The following is a 25,091-nucleotide window of genomic DNA, read 5'->3' as shown; positions in this document are numbered from 1 at the left end:
CCACGGTATGATCGCGCAGGCAAGCTTTGCACAACCTCTCACGGGCCGCGTTCGAGTCCTCACAGACGCCTTGCCGCAGCCGGTGAGGCCGAACCGCTGAGCGGCGGTGACAGGCTGTGCAAAGCTTGCCCAGACATACGACCCAAGGACCCTTCTCCCATGCGACGCACACTTATCCGGATCATAGCCAGCGGCGCGCTGGCCGCGGTCGCCACCACCGTCAGCGCCCAGAGCCTGGGCGATCGCTTCAAGCAGTTCATGGGCGAAATGGAGGGTTCACAGACCAACACCAGCGCTCGCCAGCTGCCGGAAAGCGAGGTCGTCAGCGGCCTGCGTGCCGCACTGGCCGACGGCGCTTCGGCCGCCGTGACCCAGCTCGGCCAGACCGACGGCTTCTGGGGCAATACCGCACGCCGTATCCCCCTGCCCGGCTGGATGGGCCAGGCCTCGTCGGCATTGCGCGGCGCCGGCTTTGGCGACCAGCTCGACAGCTTCCAGCTGTCCATGAACCGAGCCGCCGAGCAGGCCACTGCGGAAGCCGGGCCAATCGTGCGCGAAACCATCAACAACATGAGCGTGCGCGATGCCTACGACATCCTGCAGGGTTCTAACACGGCGGCCACCGACTACCTGCGCGAACACGCCGGCGACGATCTGGCGGCCAGGTTCGAGCCCATCATCGCCAACACCACCGCCCAGTCGCAGGCGGTATCCCGCTACGAGGCGCTGACCTCGCGCGCCAAGCCCATGCTGGCGTTCGTGCCGGGCATGAATCTCGACGTCAACGACTATGTCACCCAGCAGGCGCTGGACGGGCTGTTTGCGGTCATCGGCCAGCAGGAGCAAAAGATTCGCGCCAACCCCACCGCCGCCGGCAGCGCGATCGCCGAGAAGGTGTTCTCTACCGTGTCCCGATAACGCCGGCGCGTTAACCGTCGAAACGCGCGTGGCGCTTGGGGGCGAGGCGTTCGAGAAACGCCTGCTGGTCGGCCAGGATGCGGCGATTCGCCAGAATGAGCCATTCGGCCAGATTGGGCTCGTAGGGCAAGGCCAACAGCGTCATGCCGGCCTGTTCCGGCGTACGGTCGTCCTTGAAACGATTGCAGCCTTCGCAGGTGGATACCACGTTGGTCCAGGCATGGTCGCCGCCTTTCGAACGGGGTACGACATGCTCGATCTGCATCTGCGAGAAACTCAGCCGGGTACCGCAGTACAGACACAGGCCGCCATCACGGTGGAACAGCTCCCGCCGCGTCAACGCCGGCACCAGATTACGGGCAAAACGATGCGAACGATCGCGTACCGCGATGATGGAATCGATCTCGATCTGGCTGCGCAGGCCGGTCGAACGCGAGCGGCCACCGCGCAGGCAGATCTTTTCGCTGCCGGCTTCCCAAGCGATCTTGTCGGTAAAGTACAGGCCGACCGCTTCGCGCCAGTCCACCCATTCCACGGGCAGGCCGCCGGCATCCAGTTTAAGTATGCGTGGGATCGTTGCTGCCACGACGTCTCATCCTCTGTTGCAACCGCAGCGTCCGGCCACGGCGCGGGCCGACCGGTTTGCGGGTTACCCTCACACGGCGATATGACCGTATGTTGACGCGCATGAACCTTGTTTTACCGGATATTTGTGATCGTGCGCAACGCCGTATCGACGCACCTGTCAAACCCAATACCGTAGTTTTCGAACCCCGGATGCACGCCGTACGACCGCGCGAGCATGCCCGGTGAGCCGGCGTGTATGGCTACTGGCGGGCGGCGCCGTCATTCTGGTGTGCGTGCTGGTCTTGTTCGGCTATCGCAGCGATGATGCCGCGCCGCCGCAGGCCGCAGCGGGCGCTCGGGTGGCGGTGGAAACCCAAACCGCCGAGCGGCGCTCGATTGCCGATGTCCGCGAGTTCTCGGGCACGCTCGAGGCCAGCGCTACGCTGACCGTGGCCCCCAAGATTGCCGGCCAGATCGCGGCCGTCGCCGTGGATATCGGCGACCGGGTCGACAGCGGCGAGACGCTGGTGCGCCTGGACGACGAAGAGTACCGGCAGGCGCTGGCCGAGGCCGAAGCCCGGCTCGAGGTCGCCCGTGCCCAGTACGAGCAGGCACGCAGCGATGCACGCACCGCCGAACGCACGCTCTCCCGGGTGCGCTCGCTCAACGAAAAAGGCATTGCCGCCACCGCCGAACTGGATAGCGCCGAGGCAGAAAGCGCCAATGCGCGCGCGGCGGCCACGGTCGCGCGTGCCAACATCGCCGAGGCGCGTTCGCAGGTCGAAACCGCGCGTATCCGCCTGGGCTATACCGATATCCGTGCGCACTGGTCCGGCGCCGACCAGGGTCCACGCCAGATCGGCGAACGCATGGCAGAGCCGGGGGATACGGTCGCGGCCAATACAGCGCTGCTGCGCGTGGTGGCCGTCGATACGCTCACCGCCGTGATTCAGGTTCCGGAAGCGCTCTATCCCAAGCTGGCCCGCGGCCAGGCGGCCCGGCTGCGTATCGCCGGGGCCGAAAGCGCAGATTTCAAGGCCGAAATCGCGCGTATCGCGCCGGTGTTCGATCCCGAAACCCGACGCGCCCGCGTGGAGCTGACCGTGCCCAATGGCGAAGGCCGTCTTGCCCCCGGCATGTTCGTGCAGGTGGGCCTGGTCGCCAACCGGCTGGACTCGGCCGTGGTCGTGCCGCGTGCCGCGCTGGTTCGCCGTAACGACCGCGACGGCGTGTTCGTTGTGGATTCGCAGGCCGGTATCGCCCGCTTCGTGCCCGTGGACGTCGCCTTCACCGAGGGCGATCGCGCCGCGCTGCGTGCCCCCGACACGCTCGAAGGCCCGTTGGTCACGCTCGGCCAGGCTCAGCTCGAAGACGGCATCGAGGTCGCCGTGGACGACGACGCCGCGCGCTCGGCGGCCAGCGAGAGCGACGGCGCATGACGAGCCTGCCGGCATTTTCGGTCGCCCGTCCGGTAGCGACCTGCATGATCATGGCGATCGCGCTGTTGTTCGGCGCGGTGGGCCTGAGCCGCCTGCCGGTCGACCTGCTGCCCAGTATCGAAACGCCGTCGCTGACCGTCTCGGTCGACTATGAAAATGCCGCGCCCGAGACCATGGAAGAACTGGTCACCCGCCGCGTGGAACAGGCCGTTGCCGCCACGCCCGGCCTGGAGGAAATGGAGTCCACCTCGGTGGAGGGCACGGCCGACGTGACCCTGCGCTTCGGCTGGGGCGTGGATATCGACGCGGCCGCCAACGATGTGCGCGACCGGCTGTTCTCGGAGCTCGACGAACTGCCCGAAAATGCCGGCCGCCCGCGCCTGCGCAAGTTCGATACCGCCGACCTGCCGGTAATGGGCCTGGGCCTGGCCAGCGGCATCGACCCGATCGAGCTGCGCCGGCTCATCGATAATCAGCTGTCGTATCGGCTGCAGCAGATTCCGGGCGTGGCCGCAGTGGAGATCTGGGGCGAGCCCGAGCGCGAGATTCAGGTCAATCTGGATATCGATCGCGTACGCGCACTCGACCTGTCGCTGACCGATATCCGCGATACGCTGGCCGCGGCCAACCGCAACCTGCCTGCCGGCGCTATCGAAATCGGCAATCAGGAGCTGGTGCTGCGCACGCCGGGGCGATTCGCCGATCTCGACGATCTGCGCCGGGCGGTGGTGCTGGTACGCGACGGCACGCCGATCACGCTCGGCGAACTGGCCACGGTACGCGACACCCAGCAACGCGCCGAACGGTTGGTGCGTATCGGCGGTGAACGCGGCGTGCGCATGGGCGTACGCAAGCAGTCCGGCGCCAATACCGTCGAGGTGGCCGAACGCGTGACCCGCGAGGTGGCCGAACTCAATCGCGAGTTCCCGCAGGTGCGCATCACGCCGTTTTTCAACACCGCGGACTATATCAATCGCTCGATCGCCAACGTCTCGCGGGCGCTGTTCTACGGCAGCGTGCTGGCCTTCGTCGTACTGCTGGTATTCCTGGGCCACCTGCGCGCCGCCCTGGCCGTGTCGGTGGCCATTCCGGTATCGCTGGTCGCCACCTTTGCGCTGATGTACGGCTTTGGTTACACCATCAATCTGATGACGCTCGGCGGGCTGGCGCTGGGCGTGGGCCTGATGGTGGATTCCGCCATCGTGGTGCTCGAAAACATCCAGCGTCGACGCCTGGAGCTGGGCGAATCCGACCATGTTTCGGCGGTGGCCGGCAGCAACGAAATGGCCGGCCCGATCGTGGCCAGCACGCTCACCACGCTGGCGATCTTCATCCCCATGCTGTTCGCGCGCGAGCTTACCGGCCAGCTGTTCCGGGAGCTGGCGATCGTGGTTGCCCTGGCCCTGGCCTGTTCGCTGGTGGTAGCGCTCACGATCATGCCCATGCTCACGGCACGCTTCGTGGGCCGGCGCAAGGCGCCGACGGGCGCGGGTCTACGCCGGCTGGAGAAGGTCGGCATCAACGCGTACGCGCGCCTCGAAGGCGGCTATCGTCGCCTGCTCGAAGGCGCGCTCGCCGCGCCGCGGCGGGTGATCGCCGCGGCGGTGCTTGCCACGCTGGCCGCGCTCGTTGGCTTTACCCAGCTGGGCAGCGAATTCATGCCGGCCACCGACGAAGGCGAGGTGCGCGTGGGCCTGGAAATGCCGCCCGGCACCCGTCTGGCCCTGATGGACAGCCAGGCCCGCAAGGCCGAAGCCGTGGTACGACGCGTGGTGCCGGATGCCGTGTCCGTCGTCACCACGGTGGGCAGCGGCGGTTATCGCGCCGATGCCGGGGCCGAGGCCGATATTCGTATCGAATTGCCGCCGGCCGGCGCGCGTACGCGCAGCAGCCAGCAGGTCGCGGCCGATCTGCGCGCGGCGATCGGGGAGCTGGCCGACACCGAGGTACGCGTACGCGTGCGCCAGCCGTTCTTCTTCCGCATGCTGGACGTGGGCAGCGCCGACGAAAGCCTGGAAATCGAGATCCGCGGCTACGACTTCGGCGTGTTGCAGCGCCTGTCGAAACGTATCCAGCAGCGCATCGCCGATATCCAGGGCATCACCGACCTGCGCGCCTCGCGCGAAGGCTCGGCACCGCAGCGCGACGTCATCATCGACCGCGCGGCCGCGGCAGATCGCGGCGTCACGGTCGAGGCGATCGGGCAAACCGTGGAAACGGCCATCGCGGGCACCAACGCCGGCTATTTCCTCGACGACGGCGACGAAGTGCGCGTACGGGTACAGCTGGCCAATCCGCGCCAGGTCAGCCCCGATCAGATACTCGACCTGCCGGTGCCGGCCGGCGACGGTCGCCGGGTCCGCCTGGGCGACGTGGCCCGGATTGTTGAAGCCACGGGGCCGATCGAAATCGATCGACGCAACCAGCAACGGCTGGTCAGCGTCAACGCCAATATCGCCGGGCGCGACCTGGGCTCGGTGGTCGAGGACGTACAGGCCACGCTCGACGATATCGCCATTCCCGCCAACTACGACGTGCAGCTGGTGGGCGAATACGAAGCCCAGCAGGCCGCGTTTCGCGAGATCGGCGTGAACGTCGCCCTGGCGCTGCTGCTGGTTTATATGGTCATGGCCTGTCTGTACGAATCGCTGATCGACCCGTTGATCGTGATGGTTACCGTGCCGCTGGCGCTGATCGGCGTGGTCGCCACCCTCATGCTCACGAACACCACGCTCAATTCACAGTCGTTGCTGGGCTGTCTGATGCTCATCGGTATCGTGGTCAACAATGCGATTCTCATCGTCGACCAGGCCAACCTGCTGCAGCGCGAAGGCATCGGCCCGGTCGATGCCGTACGCGAGGCCGGCCGGCGCCGGCTGCGCCCGATTCTGATGACCGCCGCGACCACCGTGTTCGCGCTGTTGCCGCTGGCGATCGGCCTGGGCGAGGGCTCCGAGTCGCAGGCGCCGCTGGCACGGGCCGTGGTGGGCGGCATGACCACCGCCACGCTGATCACACTGGTGGTGATTCCGGTGGTCTATACCGGCGTGCACCGGGCCTGGCCACAGCGACAAGGTGTGCCGACATGAGCGCGGCACGGCGATACCGCTGGGCCGTGCTGGTGCTGGCTGCCTGTGCTGCGCCGGCCGGCGCCTTTCTCGACCCGCAGGCCCTGGTGTGGCCAGAGCAACCGCTGCCTGGACAGCCCGCCGAGCCGGCCGCCACGAGCGCGCCGCCCAGCAACGACGAACTGGCGGCGCTCGGCCAGCGCAACCGGCTCGATCTAAGCGTCGAGGAAGCCGTGGCGATGGCCGTCGAACACAACCCGTCGCTGGCCGCACAACGCCTGCAGCCGGTGATCGCCGGCACCTTCGCCGCGGTCGAACGGGCAGTGTTCGACCCGAGCGTATTCGCACGCATCGAAACCTCGCGCGAAGTGGCCCAGCGTGTGTCCGAGGACATTCAGCAGAACTTCGATGTGCGCAACGACGGCGAAGCCGCACGCGCGGGTATTCGCCAGACCCTGCCCACCGGCACCGAGTTCGAACTGAGCGTGGAACAGGACTTGAGCGAGTCCAACCGATCGCCGCGCCAGGCCAGCACGCGGGTCGGCCTGACCCTGACCCAGGCCCTGCTCAACGGCTTTGGCGTGGCCAGCAATCTCGTGACGCTGCGCCAGGCACGGGCCGATGCCCTGGCCTCGGCCTACGAACTGCGCGGCTTCGTCACGTCGCTGGTGGCGGATGTGGAAAGCACCTACTGGGACTATCTGGGCGCACGCCGGCGTATCGAAATTCTGAACAACGCGGTCGAGGTGGCCGAGCGCCAGTCCGAGGAAGCCCGGCTGCGGATCGAGGCGGGTACGGTAGCCCGTGTCGAACAGGCTGCGTTCGCCGCCGAAGCGGCCCGCCGTCGCCAGGACCTCATCGACGGCCGGGCCGAGGCGGCGCGTCTGCGTATCCGCCTGCTGCAGCTGATCAGCGCGCCCGAGCGCCTGCGTTACGAGCGCGCCGTCGAACCTGCCACCGAGGTGGCCACCGACGCGGCACCGCTCGATGCACCGGCCGACTATGTCAGCCTCGCCGCACAACGCCGGCCCGAGCTCAATCAGGCGCGCCTGGACGTGGCCCGCAACGAGCTGGAAGTGGTAGCCACCCGCAACGGCCTGCTGCCGCGCCTGGATCTGTTCGTCACCCTCGGCCAGACAGGCTTTGCACGCAATTACGGCAGCGCCTACGAAAATCTCGACGGCGGCGATACCTACGACCTGTCCGGGGCGCTGGAATTCGAGTACCCGCTGGGCAACCGGGCAGGGCGCGCGCTGCAGGAGCGCGCCCAGGCCAGCGTGCGCCAGGCCGAAGCCAGCCTCGACAACCTGCAACGGGTGATCGAGGCCGAGGTCCGCTATGCCCTGATCGAGGCCGAACGCGCCGCGGCCCAGATCGAGGCCAGCGCGGCCACCGTCAGCCTGCAACGCCAGACCCTGGAGGCCGAACAGGCCCGCTTTGATGTCGGCCGCTCTACCGGCCTGCTCGTCGCCCAGGCCCAGCGCGACCTGCTGGCCGCAGAACTCGACCGCATTGACGCCTTCATCGCTTATCGCCAGGCGTTGATCGATCTGTACGTTGCCGACGGCAGCCTGCTCACCCGTCGACTGGTAGACGCGCCCGGTGAGCTGCCACCGGCCCTGCCCTGGCGCGGCTAGTGGCAAACAACGTCTCGCCGATGTAACGACCGGAACCGGCAAAAGAAAACGCGCTCGCGACCGATATAAAGACCACTGGGATTCGCCGCGCCACCGCGGCGATGGTTTGAGCCTCGCGAGCCTGTGATGAAATTACTCGACAACATGAGCGTCAAGACCAGCTGGGCGCTGGTGCTGGCCAGCTTTACCGGTCTGCTGCTGCTGGTGGGCGCGATCGGCGGCTACACAATCTGGTACAGCCAGGGCGCGCTGGCCAAGGTGCGCGATGTCCAGGTCGAACAGAAATCCCAGCTCAATCGGGCCAACAGTGCCCTGCTCAACCTGCGGCTGCACGTGCAGGACAACTATCAGGCGCTGGGTACCACCGCCACGACCCGAACCACGGCCGATGCGCTCAGCCAGGAAGCCGAATCGGTCGATGCGCTGTTCCAAGCCTTTTTCGCCACGGACTTCACGCCGCGTTATCAGGCACAGGTGGCACAGGTCGAACAGGCCTATCGCGCGCTGCTCGATACCGCCGTCGTGCCGCGTATTCGTGCACTGGCGGCCGGCGATCGCGATACCTATCTGGCCCTCGACGACGAGGCCGAACGCCTGACCCAGCAATTCACCACCCAGGCGGTGGGCTATTTCGAGCTCGTGGAAGAACAGGGCAGCGCGCTCTACGACACTTTTCAACGCACCGCGATCGGGCTTGAAATCGCGATGGGCATTGCCTTCCTGGCGACCGTGCTGCTGATCGTCGTCGTGGTCTGGGGCATCACCGTCAACGTCACCCGTCCGATGGGCCGTCTGGTCGACCATGTCGAGCGGATTGCCGGGGGCAATCTGCACGGGCGTATCGAGAGCCGCGGCAACAACGAAATCGGTCGCCTGTTCGCCGGGCTGACGCACATGCAAAGGGCGTTGGCCGATACCGTGGGCCAGGTCCGCGAAAGCAGCGACGCCATTCACGGCGATTCCCAGACCATTGCCCGCGGCAACGGTGATCTGTCGGCGCGTACCGAGCAACAGGCGGCCTCGCTGGTGCAGACCGCTTCCAGCATGGAAGAGCTGACCTCCACCGTCGACCAGAACACCGAGAACGCCCGCGAGGCCCGCCAGCTCACCCACGAAGCCTCGGCCACCGCCGAACGCGGCGGCAAGATCGTCGATGAGGTGGTGGAGACGATGCAGGGCATCAGCCGCAGTTCGCACGAAGTCAGCCAGATCATCGACATGATCGAGTCGATCGCCTTCCAGACCAACCTGCTGGCCCTCAACGCCGCGGTCGAAGCCGCCCGCGCCGGCGAACAGGGCCGCGGCTTTGCCGTGGTCGCCGGCGAAGTCCGCAACCTGGCGACCCGCTCGGCCAAGGCCGCCGAAGAGATTCGCGGGCTCATCGACGTATCGGTGAACCGCGTTGACGCCGGCTCGAAGCTGGTCGATCAGGCCGGCAGCGCGATCAACGAGGTGGTGTCGGCGGTCAAGCGGGTCGATCAGATCATGACCGAAATCGCCACGGCATCGGAAGAACAGGGCCGCGGCATTGCACAGGTCAACCAGGCGGTGACCGAACTCGATCAGGTCACGCAGCACAACGTGCGCCTGGTCTCGGAAGCCTCCAGCGCGGCCAACGCCCTGGAAGCCCAGGCCCGCACGCTGCGCGAGGCGGTCGCGGTATTCCAGCTCGACGTTACGACAGCGGCTACGCCCACGTCCCCGGCCACACCCGCACCGGCGCCAGCCCGTACAACCGTGGCGCACGCACCGAGCCGGGCCCCGGCCAAATCGCCAGAGACGCGCGCCGCGGCGTCTAAGGACGACGAGGATGCCGATATGGAGTGGCAGACGTTCTAGCCCCCTCGACATTGGCGCAGCCCCGAGCCAGTCACCGGATCGGGATGCGGGCAAGGCCGTGAGCCGTCGCGGTCGTCGTGCGGCTACAGGGCCGGATCAATCCAGCCAAACCGCCGCGGGATTCTTAATTCGTGGCGCATAGAAAACCGGCCGGCGCGCTGCGCCGGCCGGAAGCCGCGATCGTACAGCGACTCAGTAGAAAACTTGGCGCGGGCGTATTGGAGGAGAACAACACGGCGCAAAATCGCTGTACGCCTCTACCGATGCAAAACCGGTGCCATGCGCGTTCGCAGGCCTAGCCCGTTTGCTGGAGCACGTCCGGCGCGCCCAAACGAATCGCATTCCGATCAATGGTTTACAAGACCCGCCAATAAATGACGCCCGGCGTATTCAGCGCTCGACTGCCAGAGCGACGCCCTGACCGCCGCCGATACACAGGGTCGCCAGACCCTTCTGCACGTCGCGGCGCATCATTTCGTGGATCAAGGTGACCAGCACACGACAGCCCGATGCACCAATAGGGTGCCCCAGCGCGATCGCGCCCCCGTTGACGTTGACCTTGTCGCTATCCCATTCGAGCTGTCGACCCACGGCGACCGACTGGGCCGCAAACGCCTCGTTGGCCTCGATGAGGTCGAGATCGGCGACCTGCCAGCCAACCCGCCTGAGGCAACGCTGGGTGGCCGATACCGGGGCAATGCCCATCAACGCCGGGTCGACGCCGGCATTGGCATAGCCGGCAATACGACACAGCGGCGTCAGACCCAGCGCGTCACATTTTTCGCGGGTGGTGACGACCACAGCGGCTGCACCATCGTTCAGGCCCGAGGCGTTGCCGGCGGTCACCGTGCCGTCGCGGGTGAAGGCCGGCTTGAGCCCGGCGAGACCTTCGGCGGTCACGCCCGCGCGCGGGCCTTCGTCGCGGGCAAAGGAAATGGCGTCGCCTTTCTTCTGCGCCACTTCGATAGGCAATACTTCGTCCTCGAAGCGGCCATGTTTGAGCGCTTCTTCGGCGCGCTGCTGCGAGCGCGCGGCGAATTCGTCCTGCTCCTCACGCGAAACCCGATATTTTTCGGCCACGTTCTCGGCGGTCTGACCCATGTGGTAGCCGTTGAAGGCATCCCAGAGGCCGTCGCGGATCATGGTATCGACCAGTTCCCAGTCGCCCATGCGCTTGCCGTTGCGCGAATTCGGTAGCACATGCGGCGCCGAGCTCATGTTCTCCTGGCCGCCGGCCACAATCAGTTCGGCATCGCCGAGTGCGACGGCCTGGGCGGCCAGCATGACCGCCTTCAGGCCACTGCCGCAGACCTTGTTGATCGTCATCGCGGGCGTTGCGTCGCCCAGCCCGGCCCGAATCGAGGATTGGCGCGCCGGATTCTGGCCGGCACCGGCCGCAAGCACCTGGCCCATGATGACTTCGTCAACCGCGTCGACAGGAATATCGTGACGGGCGAGCAACGCACGAATGGTATGGGCGCCGAGTTCGGTCGCGCCGATGCCGGCCAGGGTGCCGCCGAAGCGGCCGATCGCGGTGCGCCCGGCGGCGGCGATAACGATGTTGTCTTTCACGTGGCGATACTCCAGAACGGGAATGGATTGCCGCACAGCGGCAAGATGGCCGCCATGTTACGAAAAATCCGCCTGTCGGCGCACGCCGGGCACTCGCGGCGTCGTGCGTATGCGTGAGACTCAGGAGGCCGCCATCAGCCAGGCGGGATGTGCGCAAATCAACGCTCTCGCTGCATGCAGAACTTTGTACACGAGCGGCAAGCGGCATAGGACGGGCATAAAAAAGGCCGGCGCCGGCGTGCGCAACGCGCAACACCGGGCCAGCCACCCCCTGCGATCGTCAGCGACGGCGCCCGGTCGGCGCCGCCGCTTGTTCAACCACCCTCGACGCTAGCTGCCCTTGGCCTGCAGCTGGTCGATGATCTGCGGATTTTCCAGCGTCGACACGTCCGACGTGATCTCTTCATCGCGCGCCACGGTGCGCAGCAAACGACGCATGATCTTGCCGGAACGGGTCTTGGGTAGACCGTCCGCGAAACGGATTTCCTCGGGCTTGGCGATGGCGCCGAGCTGTTCGGTCACCCAGTCGCGCAGTTCCGAAGCCAGCTCATCACTGCCGCCGTCCTGCTTGAGGATGACAAAGGCCACGATGCATTCGCCCTTGACCTCGTGCGGACGGCTGACCACGGCCGCCTCGGCCACGGCCTTGTGGGCCACCAACGCCGATTCGACCTCCATCGTGCCCATGCGATGGCCGGAGATATTCACCACGTCGTCGATGCGACCCAGAATACGGAAGTTGCCCTGTTCGTCGCGCTGGGCCGAGTCGCCGGCGACATAGGTATGTTCGTCGAACATACCGAAATAGGTGTCCTTGTAGCGCTCGGGGTCGCCCCAGATGGTGCGCAGCATGTACGGCCACGGCTTCTTGACCACCAGAATGCCGCCGGCGTTGGCGTCGCTGACCCGTTCACCGGACTCGTCGATGATATCGGCCGCGATGCCGGGCAGCGCCTTGGCCACCGAGCCGGGCTTGGTCGGCGTGCTGGAAGGAATCGGCGTGATCATGTGGCCGCCGGTTTCGGTCTGCCACCAGGTATCCACGATCGGGCAACGCTGCTTGCCGATCATTTCGCGATACCACATCCAGGCCTCGGGGTTGATCGGCTCGCCGACCGTGCCCAACAGGCGCAGGCTGTCCAGCGCGTGGCGCTGCGGGTATTCGTCGCCCTGCTTCATGAGCGCGCGAATCGCGGTGGGCGCGGTATAGAAGATGGTGACCTGATGGGTATCCACCATCTTCCAGAAGCGATCGGCTTCCGGATAGGTCGGCACGCCTTCGAACATCACCTGGGTCGCACCACAGGCCGTGGGCCCGTAGGTGATATAGGTATGCCCGGTCACCCAGCCGACGTCGGCCGTGCACCAGAACACGTCGCTGTCGTTGAGATCGAATACCCAGCGACAGGTGCAGATCGCGCCCAGCAGATAGCCGCCGGAGGAATGCTGGATGCCCTTGGGCTTACCGGTGGAACCGGAGGTATACAGAATGAACAGCGGATGCTCGGCATCCACCCATTCCGGCTCGCACTGGTCGGCCTGGCCGTCGACGGCGTCGTGCCACCACAGGTCGCGGCCGTCGGCCATGGTGACGTCGGCACCGGAGCGCTTGTAGACGATGACTTTTTCGATGCTCTTGCAGCCTTCGGAGAGCGCCTTGTCGGCGGTTTCCTTGAGCGGAATGAGCTTGCCACCGCGGTAGTTGCCGTCGGCGGTGATCAGCATCTTGGCTTCGGCGTCGTCGATACGATCGCGCAGCGATACCGCGGAGAAGCCGCCGAACACCACCGAATGAATCGCGCCGATACGCGCACAGGCCAGCATGGCCACCGCCGCCTGCGGAATATTCGGCAGGTAGATGACCGCGCGATCGCCCTTGCCCAGACCGTTGGCCTTGAGTGCGTTGGCGAAGCGGCAAACGCGGGCATGCAGCTCGCGATAGCTGATGTGTTCGACCTCGCCATCGTCACCTTCGAAGATGATCGCGGTCTTGTCGCCGCGGCTGTCCAGATGCCGGTCGAGGCAGTTGTAGGAGACGTTAAGCTCGCCGTCGGCGAACCATTTGAAGAACGGGGCGTCAGATTCATCCAGAACCTGATTGAACGGCGTGTGCCAGTCGATCTTGTCGCGTGCCTGATCGGCCCAGAAGCCTTCGTGATCGGCCTCGGCGGCCTGATACAGAGCGTCGACGTCGGCAGCCTTGAGCGTGGCGCTGTCCAGAAACGCCTGCGGCGGATCGAACTGTCGATCCTCTTTCAGAACCGATTCGATCTTGTTATCAGCCATGGAGTCTCCCGATGCGTAGTTGCAAACACGAATCAGCATACGCACTTGCAAAGCCTGTCTGCATAAGACGAAAGGCGCATGGAGCGGCACGTTCGCCAAACCGCAGGGTCCGCATCGGTAATAATAATCGTTCGCATTTGGACTCGGTTTGCTGCATACTCCCGCGCCTTGTCGCGCAATGCCTTTAACGTCCCACAGTCGAGAAAACTGTCATGACACCCGATAGTTCCGCGGTCTTCGATCTGGCCGGCCTGATAGATCTGTTGCGCCTCGGCGGCCCGGTAGTGGCCGTACTGGTGGCCATGTCGGTGATCGCGCTGGCGATCATCCTGCTCAAGTGCTGGCAGTATGCGAGCGTGCGCGTAGGTAAACGCCGCTTCATCGCGCCCGCGCTGGACCAGTGGCACAGCGGCGACCGACAGGGCGCGATCGCCGCCCTCACCGACGAGCGCAACCCCATTGCCGACACGCTGGGCGTGGCGATGCGCGGGGTCAACGCCGGCGCCAACGTAACGGTCGTGCGCGAGGAGGCCTCCCGCGTGGGCGCGCGCCATCTCAGCCAGATGCGCAGCTACTTCCGCCCGCTGGAGGTGATTGGCTCACTGGCCCCGCTGCTCGGCCTGCTGGGTACGGTCATGGGCATGATCACGGCCTTCCAGCAGCTGGCGAACGCCGGCAGCCAGGTGGACCCGTCGGTGCTTTCCAACGGTATCTGGGAAGCCCTGCTCACCACCGCGGTGGGTCTGGTGGTAGCGATTCCGGCCGTGGCGGCGCTGAACTGGTGCGAACGCGTGGTCGAACGCCTGCACGAAGACATGCAGGACACCCTGACCCGCTTCTTCACGCGGCATGAAGTCGGCGCCTTCAATCAGGGCGATACGAAGGCGCAGACAGCGCAGACGAGCGCCAGCACACAGTCGTCCACCGCCCACGCCTGAGCCAGCGCCATGCATATCGAAACACTCGAGCGGCGTACCCATTCGATCAGCCTCACGCCGCTGATCGACGTGGTGTTCATCCTGCTCGTGTTCTTCATGCTGGCCACGAGCTTCACCGACTGGCGGCCTATCACCCTGGCCACCGGCACCAGCGAAGCGGCGCCCGGTGAAACGCCGCCTGCGGTAGTGCGGGTGGATGCGGACGGCACCCTGCACTACAACGGCAGCGCCAGCCGCGATACGCGCTCGCTCGCCCAAACCCTGAACGCCGCGATCGAAGCCGGCAATGTATCGGCCGTGATCGTACAGCCCGAGGCCGAGGCCACGCTCGATGTCACCGTCGGCGCGCTCGACGCGCTCGCCGGTGCGGGGGTCGCCCCCATGTCGCTGGCCACGGGCGCCAAGGCGGATCGGCCATGATCGTTGCACCGCCCAAGCGGCCGCGTTCCACCGAAGAGAACGTGCTGCCACTGATCAACATCGTTTTCCTGCTGCTGATCTTTTTCATGCTGGCCGGGGTTCTGGCACAGAACCCGCCGTTCGAACTCACGCCGCCTGCCACGGCCGATACCGAGCAGTCCACCCAGCTGGAAAACCAGGTGCTGGCAGTGGCCGCCGATGGGCGCCTGGCCTTCGGCGGCAAGCCGATCGAGCGTGATGCTCTGGCCGATGCGCTGGCCGACTGGCCGGACGACAAGCCGCTGCAGATCCGTGCCGACGGCGGCCTGAAGGCCGATGCCCTGAGCGGGCTTTTCGCCACCCTGCGCAGCGCCGGCATCGCCGAAGTCAACCTGCTGACCCAGCACAAAGACCCATGAAACGCATCGGCCTGCATCATTGGGTGATCGTGCTCGCGATCGCCATCGCCGCGCATGCCGCGCTGTTCCTGCGCTTTCAGCTGGACGACACCATCACCACCGCGAACACGGGCGCGGCCGGCGTACGCATTGCGCTTGCCCCGACCCAGGGCGAACCCCAGCCCGAGCAGGTCGCTGCCGACGCGGTGGAACAGCAAGAAGATACGCCCGAGCCAGAGGCGAAACCGGAACCCGAACCGAAGCCAGAACCAGAACCGGAGCCGGCCCCCGAGCCAGAACCCGAGCCCGAGCCGGAACCGCAGCCCGAGCCGACACCGGTACCGGAGCCGAAACCCAAGCCCCAGCCAAAGCCCGAGCCCAAACCGGCGCCGAAGCCCGAACCCAAACCGCAACCCAGGCCCGAACCGCGGCCGGAGCCCAAGCCGGAGCGGCGCAGCGAGCCCGAGTCGCGCACGGCCAGCAGTAGCGCACGGCGAGACGCGAACGCCGAGGCCGCCGGCGGCCAGGACCGGACCAACGCACCGGCCAAGGCACCACAGACCGCCCAGACCACCCAACAGGGCACGACTGGCAGCGTATCGGACACGCCGCCGGACTATCGTGCCGAGCTCGGCGCCTGGCTGCAGCGTTATAAGGACTATCCGCGTCGTGCACGCCGGCTGCGCCAGGAAGGCACGGTACTTCTCTATTTCGTCATGGACCGCAACGGCCACGTGCTGGACTGGGAGATACGCCAGAGCTCGGGCCACGAACTACTCGATGAAGCGGTACGCGACATGATCCGCAAGGCCGACCCTCTACCGGCCCTGCCGGACAGCGTATCCATGCAACGGCTGGCCCTGACGGTGCCGGTGAGGTTTCAGCTGCGCTGAGCGCTGTCGCCGCAGCGATCAGAGGCCAGACCGCAACGGCCACAAAGACCACCACGACGATTCGTGGTGTTCAGCGCCCGGGAATCGATAGCTGCAACTTACCGTGCAGCTCACGGCTCGCACGCCAGTTCGGACAGACAACCCAGAGCCGCAACGGTCGGATCAAAGCGGCCAGCGGCGCCCGCCCGATCGATTGGCGTGACTAGCGCTGCTCGCCGGCTGCGACCGCGGCCGAAAGATTGCGCTTGAGCTCGTTCGCGTCGTAGACCTCGGCGCCCTGCTCGGGCACTTCATCACCGAGCTGGATTTCGAGCACCGCCTCATAGCGCGTACGGCTCGAACCGCCGGTCGAATACCCGATGCTCGTGCCCCAGGCCGGGTAGCCCCAGCCATAACCGATGCTCGTGCTCGGCCCGCCGCCGTAGTTGCTGGTGACCGGGGAGGTATCACGCGAGACGATACGAAAACGCGTCGCGCCGTGGTCGACGGCCAAGTCCGCGGCCCGGAACAGGGCAAAATTCTCGACCGTTTCGCGTGCCATGCCGTAGTCGCCGGAAAAACTCACGCGATAACGATCGGCGGTCAGCTGCGTATCGCGATAGCCGTAGCCATCGGCCGTGGGCGCGGCGCGATAGGCCGGACCGCTGGCACAGGCGGCCAGGAGCGTGCTGCAGAGGATGATCGACAGTAATCTCGTGTTCATAGCGTCAATATAGCGCCGATTGGTCCCGGCGGATGCAAACATTCAACGATATTTCACCCGGCCCGGCCCACAGGTCGCGCGCGTGCCGACCGTGCAAAACGCGAACCGTCGAGCTATGATCGACTCACGACCGAACGGCCGTTCAGCGCAGCCTAGGCATCGGTCCGGGTTATAAACAAAATCGATAATTCGAGGGGAGACCATGAAAACATTTGCTTGGAAGCGACCGCTGGTCGCAGCCGGCGTATCGCTGTGCCTGGGCGTTGGCCTGATCGGCTGTTCCTCCGATAGCAGCGACGACGACCGCAGCAATAACCGCGATACCGGGCCCAGCGCACTGAGCGACAGCCAGATCAGCGCGCCCGATGGCCAGCTGTCGGCTAGGGTACAGACCACCACCGGCGGCGTACCCCATATCACCGCCGACAACCTCGAATCGGTCGCCTTCGGCTCGGGTTATGTTCAGGCCCGTGACAATATCTGCCTCATCGCGGATTCGATCGTGCGCGCGCGCGGCGAACGGGCGATGTATTACGGGCCGGGCGAGAATCTCAGCCCACAGCTGCCGATCGGCATCAACATCATCACCGACTTCAGCTACAAGGCGCTGGGGCTGTACGAAAAAGCCCAGGCCGAATTCGATGAACTCTCGGCGCCCTCTCAGGCCATGCTGCGAGGTTTTGCCGCCGGCTATAACAAGTACCTAAACGACACGGGCCGGCAGAACCTGCCCGCCAAGTGCAACAGCGGACCCTGGGTACGCCCGATCTCGGCGACCGATGTCTATGCCTACTATCAGCTGGTGGCGCTCTATGCGAGCGGCGATCAGTTCACCGGCGGGCCGATTTTCCTGGCCGTGCCCCCAGAAACGAACCCGGGACCGAGGCCGGCCGGCCAAGCGGCCACAACAGCCCAGTCGTCGTCGAGCCTTGCCAGCGCCGATCCGGCATCGACCGACGCTTTCGACGCTCAGGCGCTCGCCCGGTTCGCGCGTGCCGCCACCCCGGAATCGATTGGCGCCAAGACCGACTTCAACGATCGCGGCATGGCCAGCAACGGCTGGGGTATCGGCTCGGAAATGACCGAAAACGGTAAGGGCGCATTGCTCGCGAACCCGCATTTCCCCTATACCGGCAATCGGCGCCTGTACCAGATGCAGCTCACCGTGCCGGGCGTCTACAACGTCAACGGCGCCGGCCTGATCGGCATCGTGGTGCCATTGATCGGCTTCAATGAAAACATCGCCTGGACCCATACCGTATCCACGGCCCAGCACTTCACGCTTTATGACCTGACGCTGGATACGAGCGATTCCACCTGGATGACCTATATCAAGGACGGGGAGGCGAAAAAGATCGAGTCGAAGACGCTGTCGATCCAGGTCGCCAACGGTTCGCCCACCCCCACCACTTTGCAGCGCGAGTTCTATTTCTCGGAATACGGCCCCATGCTCGCCGGCAACGTCATCAATGAAAACCTACCGGCCTGGGGCGGCGAGTTCGCCGGCCGCGCATCGGCACTGACCTATCGTGACGCCAATACCGAAACCGCCCGCCAGGTGGTGGACCAGTGGCTGAACATGGGCCGGGCCTCCAACCTCACCCAGTTCAAGCAGCCCTTCCAGGCCTGCGGCAGCGTGCTGTGGGTGAACACCATGTATGCCGACGCTTCCGGGCAGGCCTTCTATATCGACGGCACGTCGGTTCCGCAGCTATCCCAAGGCGCGTTGCAGGCGTTTCAGTCGCGGATAAACTTCAACCCGGTCGTAGCCGGCCTGTTCGACGCCGGCGTGACCCTGCTCGACGGCAGCCGTTCGCTCAACGACTGGATCGAGGGCGACTGCGATGGCCGCGTACCCTATGCTGGCGCGCCCAAGCTCGAGCGCCGCGACTATGTCCAGAACTCCAACGACAGCTACTGGGCAACCAATCCCGATGCCTTCCTGACCGGCTATTCGCCGCTCTACGGCAAGACCAACAGCATTCTCTCGCCGCGTACGCGCATGGGCCTGAAGATGCTTGAGAATCCGACCGACCCCGGGCTGTCAACGGTGGCCCCCGCAGGCAGCGACGGCAAGTTCACCGGCGAGGAAATCATCAAGGCCCTGTATTCCAACCGCGCCTACTACGCCGAAACCCTGCTCGACGAACTGCGCACCCGCTGTACAAACGCTGGCGATACGGCCATCAACACCGGCTCGGGCAGCCGCTCGGTTGCCGCGGGCTGTGCTGCGCTGGCGAACTGGGACGGCGTCTACGACGTGAACAGCACCGGCGCCCACGTGTTCCGCGTGTTCATGGCGGACTACAACCCGACCTTCCCGGCGCAGTTCTCGGTGGACTTCGATCCGGCCAGTCCGGAAACCACGCCGAGCACGCCGAATGCCGCACCCAGTGATCCGGCCCAGGATCCGATGCTGGCCTCGCTGGCTCGCGGCCTGAACCGGCTCGATCAGGTGAACATCGCCTATGCCGCACGCCTCGGCGATGTCCAGCAGGTGCAGCAATCGGCCGGCACTCGGCCTAACGGCGCGCCGGCGAAGTCGGGCAGCCCGATCGAATGGCACGGCAACCAGAACCTGGAAGGCGGCTTCAATATCGTGCGCCCGGATACGAGCCCGGTAGAAGACGGAACCCGCTATCCACGCTATGCGCCGGCAGGCACGATCCCCGGCACCGGCGATCTGTCGAGCACGCCCAACGAGGGCTGGCTGATCGGCTACGGCACCAGCTGGCACTTTGGCCTCAGCTTTGGCGACACCGGTCCCGAAGGCTATGGGCTAGTCAGCTACAGCCAGTCGGACGATGCGACCTCACCGCATTTCTCCGATCAGGATCAGCGGTATTCGAACAAGAATTACCGCCCGCTGCTTTATCGCCAGGCCGATATTGCCGCCGATCCCAATCTGGAAACGGAAACCATCGAAGCCACCGTCGACACGCAATAGTCGGTGACATGGCCCGGTGCGCAACAGCGCGCCGGGCTTTTTTCGGGGACTTTTACCGTATTCGCTCAGTACCCCGTCCAGGTACGGCCCCGGCTTGGGCTTTGCGCATGGGGTCGGCTAGAATCGCTGCCCTGCCCGCGCGCGCTGGACGCGGGTTTTTCCGAATGCCCGGTAAGGAGACAAAGTGAACATTCTGCTGGGTGTATCGCGCGCGATCGACGGCTTCTCGACGTTTGTCGGTCGCACGATGTGGTGGCTGACCATCGCCATGGTGCTGCTCGGCGCCTATAACGTGATTACCCGCTATCTGGGCCAGTATCTCGGCGTGCAGTTGTCGGCCAACGTGTATCTCGAGCTGCAGACCTATGCCTTCGATCTGATCTTCCTGTTGGGCGCAGCCTATCTACTGCGTGAAGACGGCCATGTGCGTGTGGATATCGTCTACAGCCGGCTGGGCCCACGGGCCCGGGCGTGGATCGATATCTTCGGCACGCTGTTCTTTCTGGTGCCGTTCTGCGTTTTCGGGCTGTATTTCTGCCTGGGCTATGTCGAGCGCTCCTGGGCAGTGATGGAACAAAGCCCCAACCCGGGCGGGCTGGCCCGCTACCCGATCAAGACCGTCATGCTGGTGGCGTTCGCGATGCTCATCCTTCAGGGCATTAGCGAGCTGATCAAGAATATTGCCTATCTGGCCCGCGAGCCCGGCTTCGCCGAGAACGAAGCCCACCGCGCCACCCAGGAAACCGAGGGCCTCTAGGCCAGCCGTCCATGCGCGCATACCCCGACTACAGGCTCTGACCGTGGATTACCTCGCTCTCTGGATGTTCGCGACCGCGATCGGCCTGTTGCTGATCGGCTATCCCGTGGCCTTCACGCTGGGCGGCACGGCCGTGCTGTTCACCCTCATCGGCAGCGACATGCTCCCGGATATGGGTATTGCCCTGCCGTGGGAGCCCGCGTTTCGCATGGCCCGGCTCAATATCCTGCCGGGGCGTATCTTCGGCAACATCATGGACAACTACGAACTGGTCGCCGTACCGTTCTTCGTGTTCATGGGCGTGATGCTGGAAAAATCACGCCTGGCCTCCGACCTGTTGCAGACCATGGGCCTGCTGTTCGGACGCGTACGCGGCGGCCTGGCGATTTCCGTGGTGGTGGTCGGCACCCTGCTGGCGGCGTCGACCGGCGTTGTCGGCGCCTCGGTGGTCACCATGGGCGTACTCGCCCTGCCGGTGATGCTCAAGTACAACTACGACAAGGGTCTGGCCTCCGGTACGGTCGCCGCTTCGGGCACGCTCGGCCAGATCGTGCCGCCCAGCATCGTGCTGATCATCCTCGGCGATCAGATGCAGGTCTCGATTGGCGATCTGTTTCTGGGCGCACTGATCCCGGGCATCCTCCTGGCAGGCCTGTTCGTGCTCTGGATCATCTACGTGGCGCTGCGCCATCCGGAACGCGCACCGGCGTTGCCTGCCAGCGAACGCGCTATCAGCCGCGGCCATCTTATCGGACGCGTGCTGGTGATGATGGCGCCGCCGTTGGCGTTGATTCTTGTCGTGCTGGGTACGATCTTCGCCGGTATTGCCACGCCGACCGAAGCCGGCGCCATGGGCGCTCTGGGCGCAACATTGCTGGCTGCGATCAACCGCCGTCTGAACTGGCAGAGCCTGCGCGCGGTGATGGATCAGACCGTCAAACTTACGGCCATGGTCTTCATCATTCTGCTGGGCGCGACCGCGTTCACCATGGTGTTTGCATCGCTGGGCGGCCCGCAGCTGGTCGAGGAAATCCTGCTCGATCTACCCGGCGGCGCGCTTGCCTTCCTGTTCTTCACGATGCTCACCATCTTCGTGCTGGGCTTCTTTGTCGACTTCATCGAGATCAGCTTTATCGTGGTGCCGGTGATCACCCCGATCGCCATCCAGCTGGGCATCGACCCGCTCTGGTTCGCGGTCCTGATTGCAGTCAATCTGCAGGCCTCGTTCCTTACCCCGCCCTTCGGCTTCGCGCTGTTCTATCTCAAGGGCGTAGCGCCGCCCGAGATCCGTACTGTCGATATCTATCGCGGCGTGGTGCCCTTCATCTGCCTGCAGCTGTTCGCGATCGTACTGCTGTGGCTGTTCCCGCAGCTCGTGCTCTGGCTGCCGCAGCTCAGCAACGCGGTGCAGTAAAAGACACGCACAATCGGCAATTGCTGGTTGTGGTCGGCGCAACATGGCATAGGGGCTATGAGTTGGCCGCGCTCAACTCTCGTTCCACTTCAGCGAATCGCGTCTTCGAGCCGTTCGCCTGTGCTTTACGGATAAGCTGCAGTGGCGTGCGACCTGCACTATCCGTGGCGTCCGGATTCGCCCCGGCATCCAACAACAGCTTCACCGCTTGCGCGTCGCCACGCAGGGCAACCGCGTGCAACGCAGTGAGCCCCGAGCCGCTGGCGCGGTCAACACTGTTGATATCCACACCATTTCGAATCATGTGCTTCAACAACGCTTCTGCCTGCTGCGGGACCGGGAACGTTGCGGCGTATCGGGCCCCCGCTTCGGCACTGAGCTGTGCAGCCTCAGCCGGGGTCGGATGAAAGGCGTAGAACGCGTGCCGAGCGCTCCAACGCAGCACGCCTGAAGAGTCATCCGGCTGCATGTAGACGATCAGCTCGACCGGCGACGCCTTGTACAAATGGTAGGTGAGTGAACCTGCGGCCAAAACGCCGCAGAGGACGACAAACACGAAAATGCCCGCCACTGTTTTTTTCATCGGGTTAGACCCAAGCAATGCCTGTGGTAGGCGCGCTTTGAACAACAACGTACGATTTGTCCAGCTCGTCCGACGCAAGAGAATTCAGCAGTAGCTCAAAGCGACCTCGTTGCTTGAGCGCAATCGACGCCCGCACCGTGTCATATATTCGGGCATCACGAAGATCTGCCCGAGTCGCGTGTTTCCACCAGTGCGCCGTAAACCTGCGTCCAAGCTCGGCAGCAAAGCGACCCACGTTAAACCGCGGCATCTTTCTGAATAACGTGTTCACCAAAATTTCAACGTAACCCACCGTATAAGACGCATCTATAGCAACGATGAGAAGTGCCTGCGCATATCGCCGGTGTTCATTCTTGATCGCCAAACCCTGAATGGCGGAACGGCGTGACGGCCAAAAAAAGAGAAAAATCTCTCTCGTTTCCGACACGCCGAACACCAGATTACGATCGCTGATGTTGGGTAATTGCAACGTTACCGACATCACATGATTCCGATACTGACGGCTCTGGCGGGCAGTACTAGCTCAGATCGCCATTGATATAGCGCAGGAAGTTGTACTCGCTGACGTCGGTCCAGGCCCGCACCTCGTCGCGAAAGCCCTGCCACTGATCGTAGACCTTGGCGTAGAGCTTGTTCTTGTCGGCATGCTCCTGCTGGATTTCGTCGGTATAGCCCTTGAGCACGTCGAGCACGTCGGAGGGGAAGGTACGCACCTGGGCACCGCCGGCGATCAGGCGCTTGAGCGCCGGCCCGTTGCGGGCCATGTACTGGGCAAACATGCGTTCGTTGGCGGCTTTGGCAGCCACCGGGATCGTCTCGCGAATATCCTTGGGCAGGTCCTTGAAGATATCGTTGTTCACGTACAGGCCGAGGGTGGCGCCGGGCTCGGCCCAGCTGGGCATGTAGTAGTACTTGGCCGCCTTGTGCAGCTGCAGGATTTCGTCGTCATAGGGGCTGACCCAGTCGGCCGCGTCGATCACGCCGCGCTCGAGCGCGAAATAGACCTGGCCGCCCGGCAGATTCTGGATATTGACGCCCGCGCGGGCCATGACTTGCCCGCCCACGCCGGGAAAACGCATTTTCAGGCCCTTGAGGTCCGCAGGCGAGTTAATTTCCTTATTGAACCAGCCGCCGGTCTGACCGCCCGTATTGCCCGCCAGGAATGCCACCATGTTGCTGCGGGCGTTGAGCTCGTTCCAGAGGTCGCCACCGCCGCCTTCCTCGATCCAGGCGTTCTGCTGCTGGCCGGTCAGGCCGAACGGCATGGAGGTGAAAAACGCATGGGTCGGATCCTGGCCGATGTAGTAATAGGAGGCCGTATGCCCCATGGCAAAGGCGCCACTGGAAACAGCGTCGAATACTTCCAGTCCGCCCACCTGTTCGCCGGCGGCAAACACCTCGACCTCCACATCGCCGTCGGTGGCGTATTCGATGGAACGACCGATGTACTCGGCGGTGCCGTAGAGCGTATCGATCGAGGACGGCCAGGACGTGACCATGCCCAGGCGATACTTCTTGTTGCGCGCGATCGTCATGGGCGAAAAGACGGTACTCGCGGCCGCAACAGCGCCGGCCGCGCCGGTTAGAAACTGACGACGTTTGATGCTCATGGCTCCCCTTTGCTCGGCCGCGGCTCGTTAGACGAGCCGGCCGTTTGCCTGCTTATGAATTTGTTATGTTCGGCCCGTACCGCGTTGCACAATCACGCAAAAGCGCCGATCCCGCCAGATTGCCGCAAAATCCGGCCCGCGAAAAGTCGACCAACGGTTGATGTGCTCGCGAGCACGGACATCATTAATGCCTGAACCAGAAAAGCTGACCGGGCGGGCACCCGGTGGTGGCCTGTTTGCCGATCGCCTCGCCGCCGTCGGCGGTGGCGCGCGTGCTTTCTTGCAGGCAATTTATCAAGCCGGAAAACATCCACTTTCATGCCGGGCCGATAAGCACGGCCAGCGCGGCGTCAGATACGCGGGCCACCGCCCTGCTTGCGCCAGTAGGTGATCAGCCCGAAGCCGAACGCCATACCGCCCAGATGCGCGAAATGGGCGACGCCGGCCTGGGTGCCGGTCACGCCAAAGAACAGTTCCATTGCGCCGTAACCGATCACCAGCCATTTCGCCGTCATTGGAATCGGCGGGATGAGCAGCATCACCCGGGCGTTCGGAAACATCATGCCGAAAGCCAGCAACACGCCGAACAAGCCGCCCGAGGCGCCCACCGTGGGCACCGGCTGCCCCGGCGACATCACCGCCAGCGTCAAAACCTGGGTGATGCCGGCGCCGACGACACAAACCAGGTAATAGATCAGAAAGCGCTGGCCGCCCCAGACCTGTTCGATCACGCGGCCGAACATCCACAGGCCGAACATGTTGAAGAACAGATGACCAAAACCGCCGTGCAGAAAACCGTAGGTCAGCAGTTGCCAGATTTGAAAGCCAACGCTGCCTACCCCCGCTGACGTACGCACCGGATAGTCGCCGAAAGGCCACAGTGCGAAATACTGCATGACCGGCTCATGCGCATACATCAGCAACAAAAAACCCAGCCCGTTCGCGATCAAGAGCCATTTGATCATCGGCGGCACGCTGGAAACGGCAAACGGGTCCTGTCGCATCGGCAGGCAAGCTCGGCTGGCAATTAAACCCGCCAAGCATACCGCATCGTCTTTTGCGGGCACACGGCACGCGACTCCGCCACCCGCGCACGCATAAAAAAAGGTTCATCGCACATTAC

Annotated in this window: 20 protein-coding genes; 12 read left to right on the top strand and 8 right to left on the bottom strand. The window is 64.7% G+C overall.

Annotation, left to right across the window (positions count from 1 at the left end; translation table 11 throughout):
- Window positions 1–159: 159 nt before the first annotated feature.
- Window positions 160–918, top strand: coding sequence for a DUF4197 domain-containing protein (locus C84B14_RS14665; RefSeq protein WP_353225184.1), 759 nt, complete (start codon window positions 160–162; stop codon window positions 916–918).
- Between the two features lie 10 nt (window positions 919–928).
- Here C84B14_RS14665 and C84B14_RS14660 read toward each other — a convergent pair whose 3' ends face one another.
- Entirely contained in the window at window positions 929–1,504 is a 576-nt protein-coding gene (locus tag C84B14_RS14660; RefSeq protein WP_348765934.1) for an HNH endonuclease, read from the bottom strand.
- Between the two features lie 223 nt (window positions 1,505–1,727).
- Between C84B14_RS14660 and C84B14_RS14655 the strand changes: the two genes are divergently transcribed.
- From C84B14_RS14655 to C84B14_RS14640, 4 genes are all read left to right on the top strand, one after another.
- Entirely contained in the window at window positions 1,728–2,924 is a 1,197-nt protein-coding gene (locus C84B14_RS14655; protein ID WP_353225182.1) for an efflux RND transporter periplasmic adaptor subunit, read from the top strand.
- Window positions 2,921–6,013, top strand: coding sequence for an efflux RND transporter permease subunit (locus C84B14_RS14650; protein ID WP_353225180.1), 3,093 nt, complete (start codon window positions 2,921–2,923; stop codon window positions 6,011–6,013). The genes C84B14_RS14655 and C84B14_RS14650 overlap by 4 nt, the downstream gene beginning before the upstream one ends.
- On the top strand, window positions 6,010–7,629 hold the full coding sequence (locus C84B14_RS14645) for a TolC family protein (RefSeq protein ID WP_353225178.1): 1,620 nt from the start codon (window positions 6,010–6,012) through the stop codon (window positions 7,627–7,629). Before C84B14_RS14650 ends, C84B14_RS14645 begins: the two co-directional genes overlap by 4 nt.
- A 126-nt stretch (window positions 7,630–7,755) precedes the next feature.
- Entirely contained in the window at window positions 7,756–9,468 is a 1,713-nt protein-coding gene (locus C84B14_RS14640) for a methyl-accepting chemotaxis protein (protein ID WP_353225176.1), read from the top strand.
- 390 nt (window positions 9,469–9,858) lie between these two features.
- On the opposite strand, the gene C84B14_RS14635 is transcribed toward C84B14_RS14640, so the two are convergent.
- Window positions 9,859–11,040 carry an acetyl-CoA C-acetyltransferase gene (locus C84B14_RS14635; protein WP_353225174.1) on the bottom strand — a complete coding sequence of 394 codons (1,182 nt, stop codon included), beginning with the start codon at window positions 11,038–11,040 and terminating at the stop codon, window positions 9,859–9,861.
- Window positions 11,041–11,370: 330 nt separating this feature from the next.
- Entirely contained in the window at window positions 11,371–13,326 is a 1,956-nt protein-coding gene (acs, locus tag C84B14_RS14630; protein WP_353225172.1) for an acetate--CoA ligase, read from the bottom strand.
- A 212-nt stretch (window positions 13,327–13,538) separates the two neighbouring features.
- On the opposite strand from acs, the gene C84B14_RS14625 reads away from it, so the two are divergent.
- The 4 genes from C84B14_RS14625 to C84B14_RS14610 are packed head-to-tail and all read left to right on the top strand — an operon-like array spanning window position 13,539 to window position 15,954.
- Window positions 13,539–14,264, top strand: coding sequence for a MotA/TolQ/ExbB proton channel family protein (locus C84B14_RS14625; RefSeq protein WP_353225171.1), 726 nt, complete (start codon window positions 13,539–13,541; stop codon window positions 14,262–14,264).
- 9 nt (window positions 14,265–14,273) lie between these two features.
- Window positions 14,274–14,684: an ExbD/TolR family protein gene (locus C84B14_RS14620; RefSeq protein ID WP_353225169.1), complete on the top strand. Its 411-nt coding sequence runs from the start codon at window positions 14,274–14,276 to the stop codon at window positions 14,682–14,684.
- Window positions 14,681–15,082, top strand: a complete 402-nt coding sequence (locus C84B14_RS14615; protein ID WP_353225168.1) for an ExbD/TolR family protein — start codon at window positions 14,681–14,683, stop codon at window positions 15,080–15,082. The genes C84B14_RS14620 and C84B14_RS14615 overlap by 4 nt, the downstream gene beginning before the upstream one ends.
- Window positions 15,079–15,954 (top strand): energy transducer TonB, encoded by an 876-nt coding sequence (locus C84B14_RS14610; protein WP_353225166.1) that lies wholly within the window; start codon window positions 15,079–15,081, stop codon window positions 15,952–15,954. Before C84B14_RS14615 ends, C84B14_RS14610 begins: the two co-directional genes overlap by 4 nt.
- A 202-nt stretch (window positions 15,955–16,156) precedes the next feature.
- On the opposite strand, the gene C84B14_RS14605 is transcribed toward C84B14_RS14610, so the two are convergent.
- Window positions 16,157–16,657, bottom strand: a complete 501-nt coding sequence (locus C84B14_RS14605; RefSeq protein WP_348766264.1) for a CC0125/CC1285 family lipoprotein — start codon at window positions 16,655–16,657, stop codon at window positions 16,157–16,159.
- 202 nt (window positions 16,658–16,859) lie between these two features.
- On the opposite strand from C84B14_RS14605, the gene C84B14_RS14600 reads away from it, so the two are divergent.
- The 3 genes from C84B14_RS14600 (at window position 16,860) to C84B14_RS14590 (ending at window position 21,775) form a co-directional block, all read left to right on the top strand.
- A complete protein-coding gene (locus C84B14_RS14600; RefSeq protein WP_353225164.1) occupies window positions 16,860–19,604 on the top strand; it encodes a penicillin acylase family protein in 2,745 nt (914 codons plus the stop codon).
- 184 nt (window positions 19,605–19,788) lie between these two features.
- Window positions 19,789–20,361 (top strand): TRAP transporter small permease subunit, encoded by a 573-nt coding sequence (locus C84B14_RS14595; RefSeq protein ID WP_353225162.1) that lies wholly within the window; start codon window positions 19,789–19,791, stop codon window positions 20,359–20,361.
- A 37-nt stretch (window positions 20,362–20,398) separates the two neighbouring features.
- Entirely contained in the window at window positions 20,399–21,775 is a 1,377-nt protein-coding gene (locus C84B14_RS14590) for a TRAP transporter large permease (protein WP_348766266.1), read from the top strand.
- A 55-nt stretch (window positions 21,776–21,830) separates the two neighbouring features.
- On the opposite strand, the gene C84B14_RS14585 is transcribed toward C84B14_RS14590, so the two are convergent.
- The 4 genes from C84B14_RS14585 to C84B14_RS14570 all read right to left on the bottom strand — a co-directional run bounded on the left by C84B14_RS14585 (window position 21,831) and on the right by C84B14_RS14570 (window position 24,972).
- The gene (locus C84B14_RS14585) at window positions 21,831–22,358 is read right to left on the bottom strand and encodes an ankyrin repeat domain-containing protein (protein WP_353225160.1); all 528 of its coding nucleotides are present in this window, start codon (window positions 22,356–22,358) and stop codon (window positions 21,831–21,833) included.
- Between the two features lie 4 nt (window positions 22,359–22,362).
- Entirely contained in the window at window positions 22,363–22,839 is a 477-nt protein-coding gene (locus C84B14_RS14580; RefSeq protein WP_353225158.1) for a hypothetical protein, read from the bottom strand.
- A 37-nt stretch (window positions 22,840–22,876) separates the two neighbouring features.
- Window positions 22,877–23,968, bottom strand: a complete 1,092-nt coding sequence (locus C84B14_RS14575; RefSeq protein ID WP_348766261.1) for a TRAP transporter substrate-binding protein — start codon at window positions 23,966–23,968, stop codon at window positions 22,877–22,879.
- A gap of 350 nt (window positions 23,969–24,318) precedes the next feature.
- A complete protein-coding gene (locus tag C84B14_RS14570) occupies window positions 24,319–24,972 on the bottom strand; it encodes a rhomboid family intramembrane serine protease (RefSeq protein ID WP_348766260.1) in 654 nt (217 codons plus the stop codon).
- Window positions 24,973–25,091 lie beyond the last annotated feature (119 nt).

The organism is Salinisphaera sp. C84B14 (assembly GCF_040361435.1).
Classification (GTDB): Bacteria; Pseudomonadota; Gammaproteobacteria; order Nevskiales; family Salinisphaeraceae; genus Salinisphaera.
This window is presented reverse-complemented; position numbering and strand designations above follow the sequence as displayed.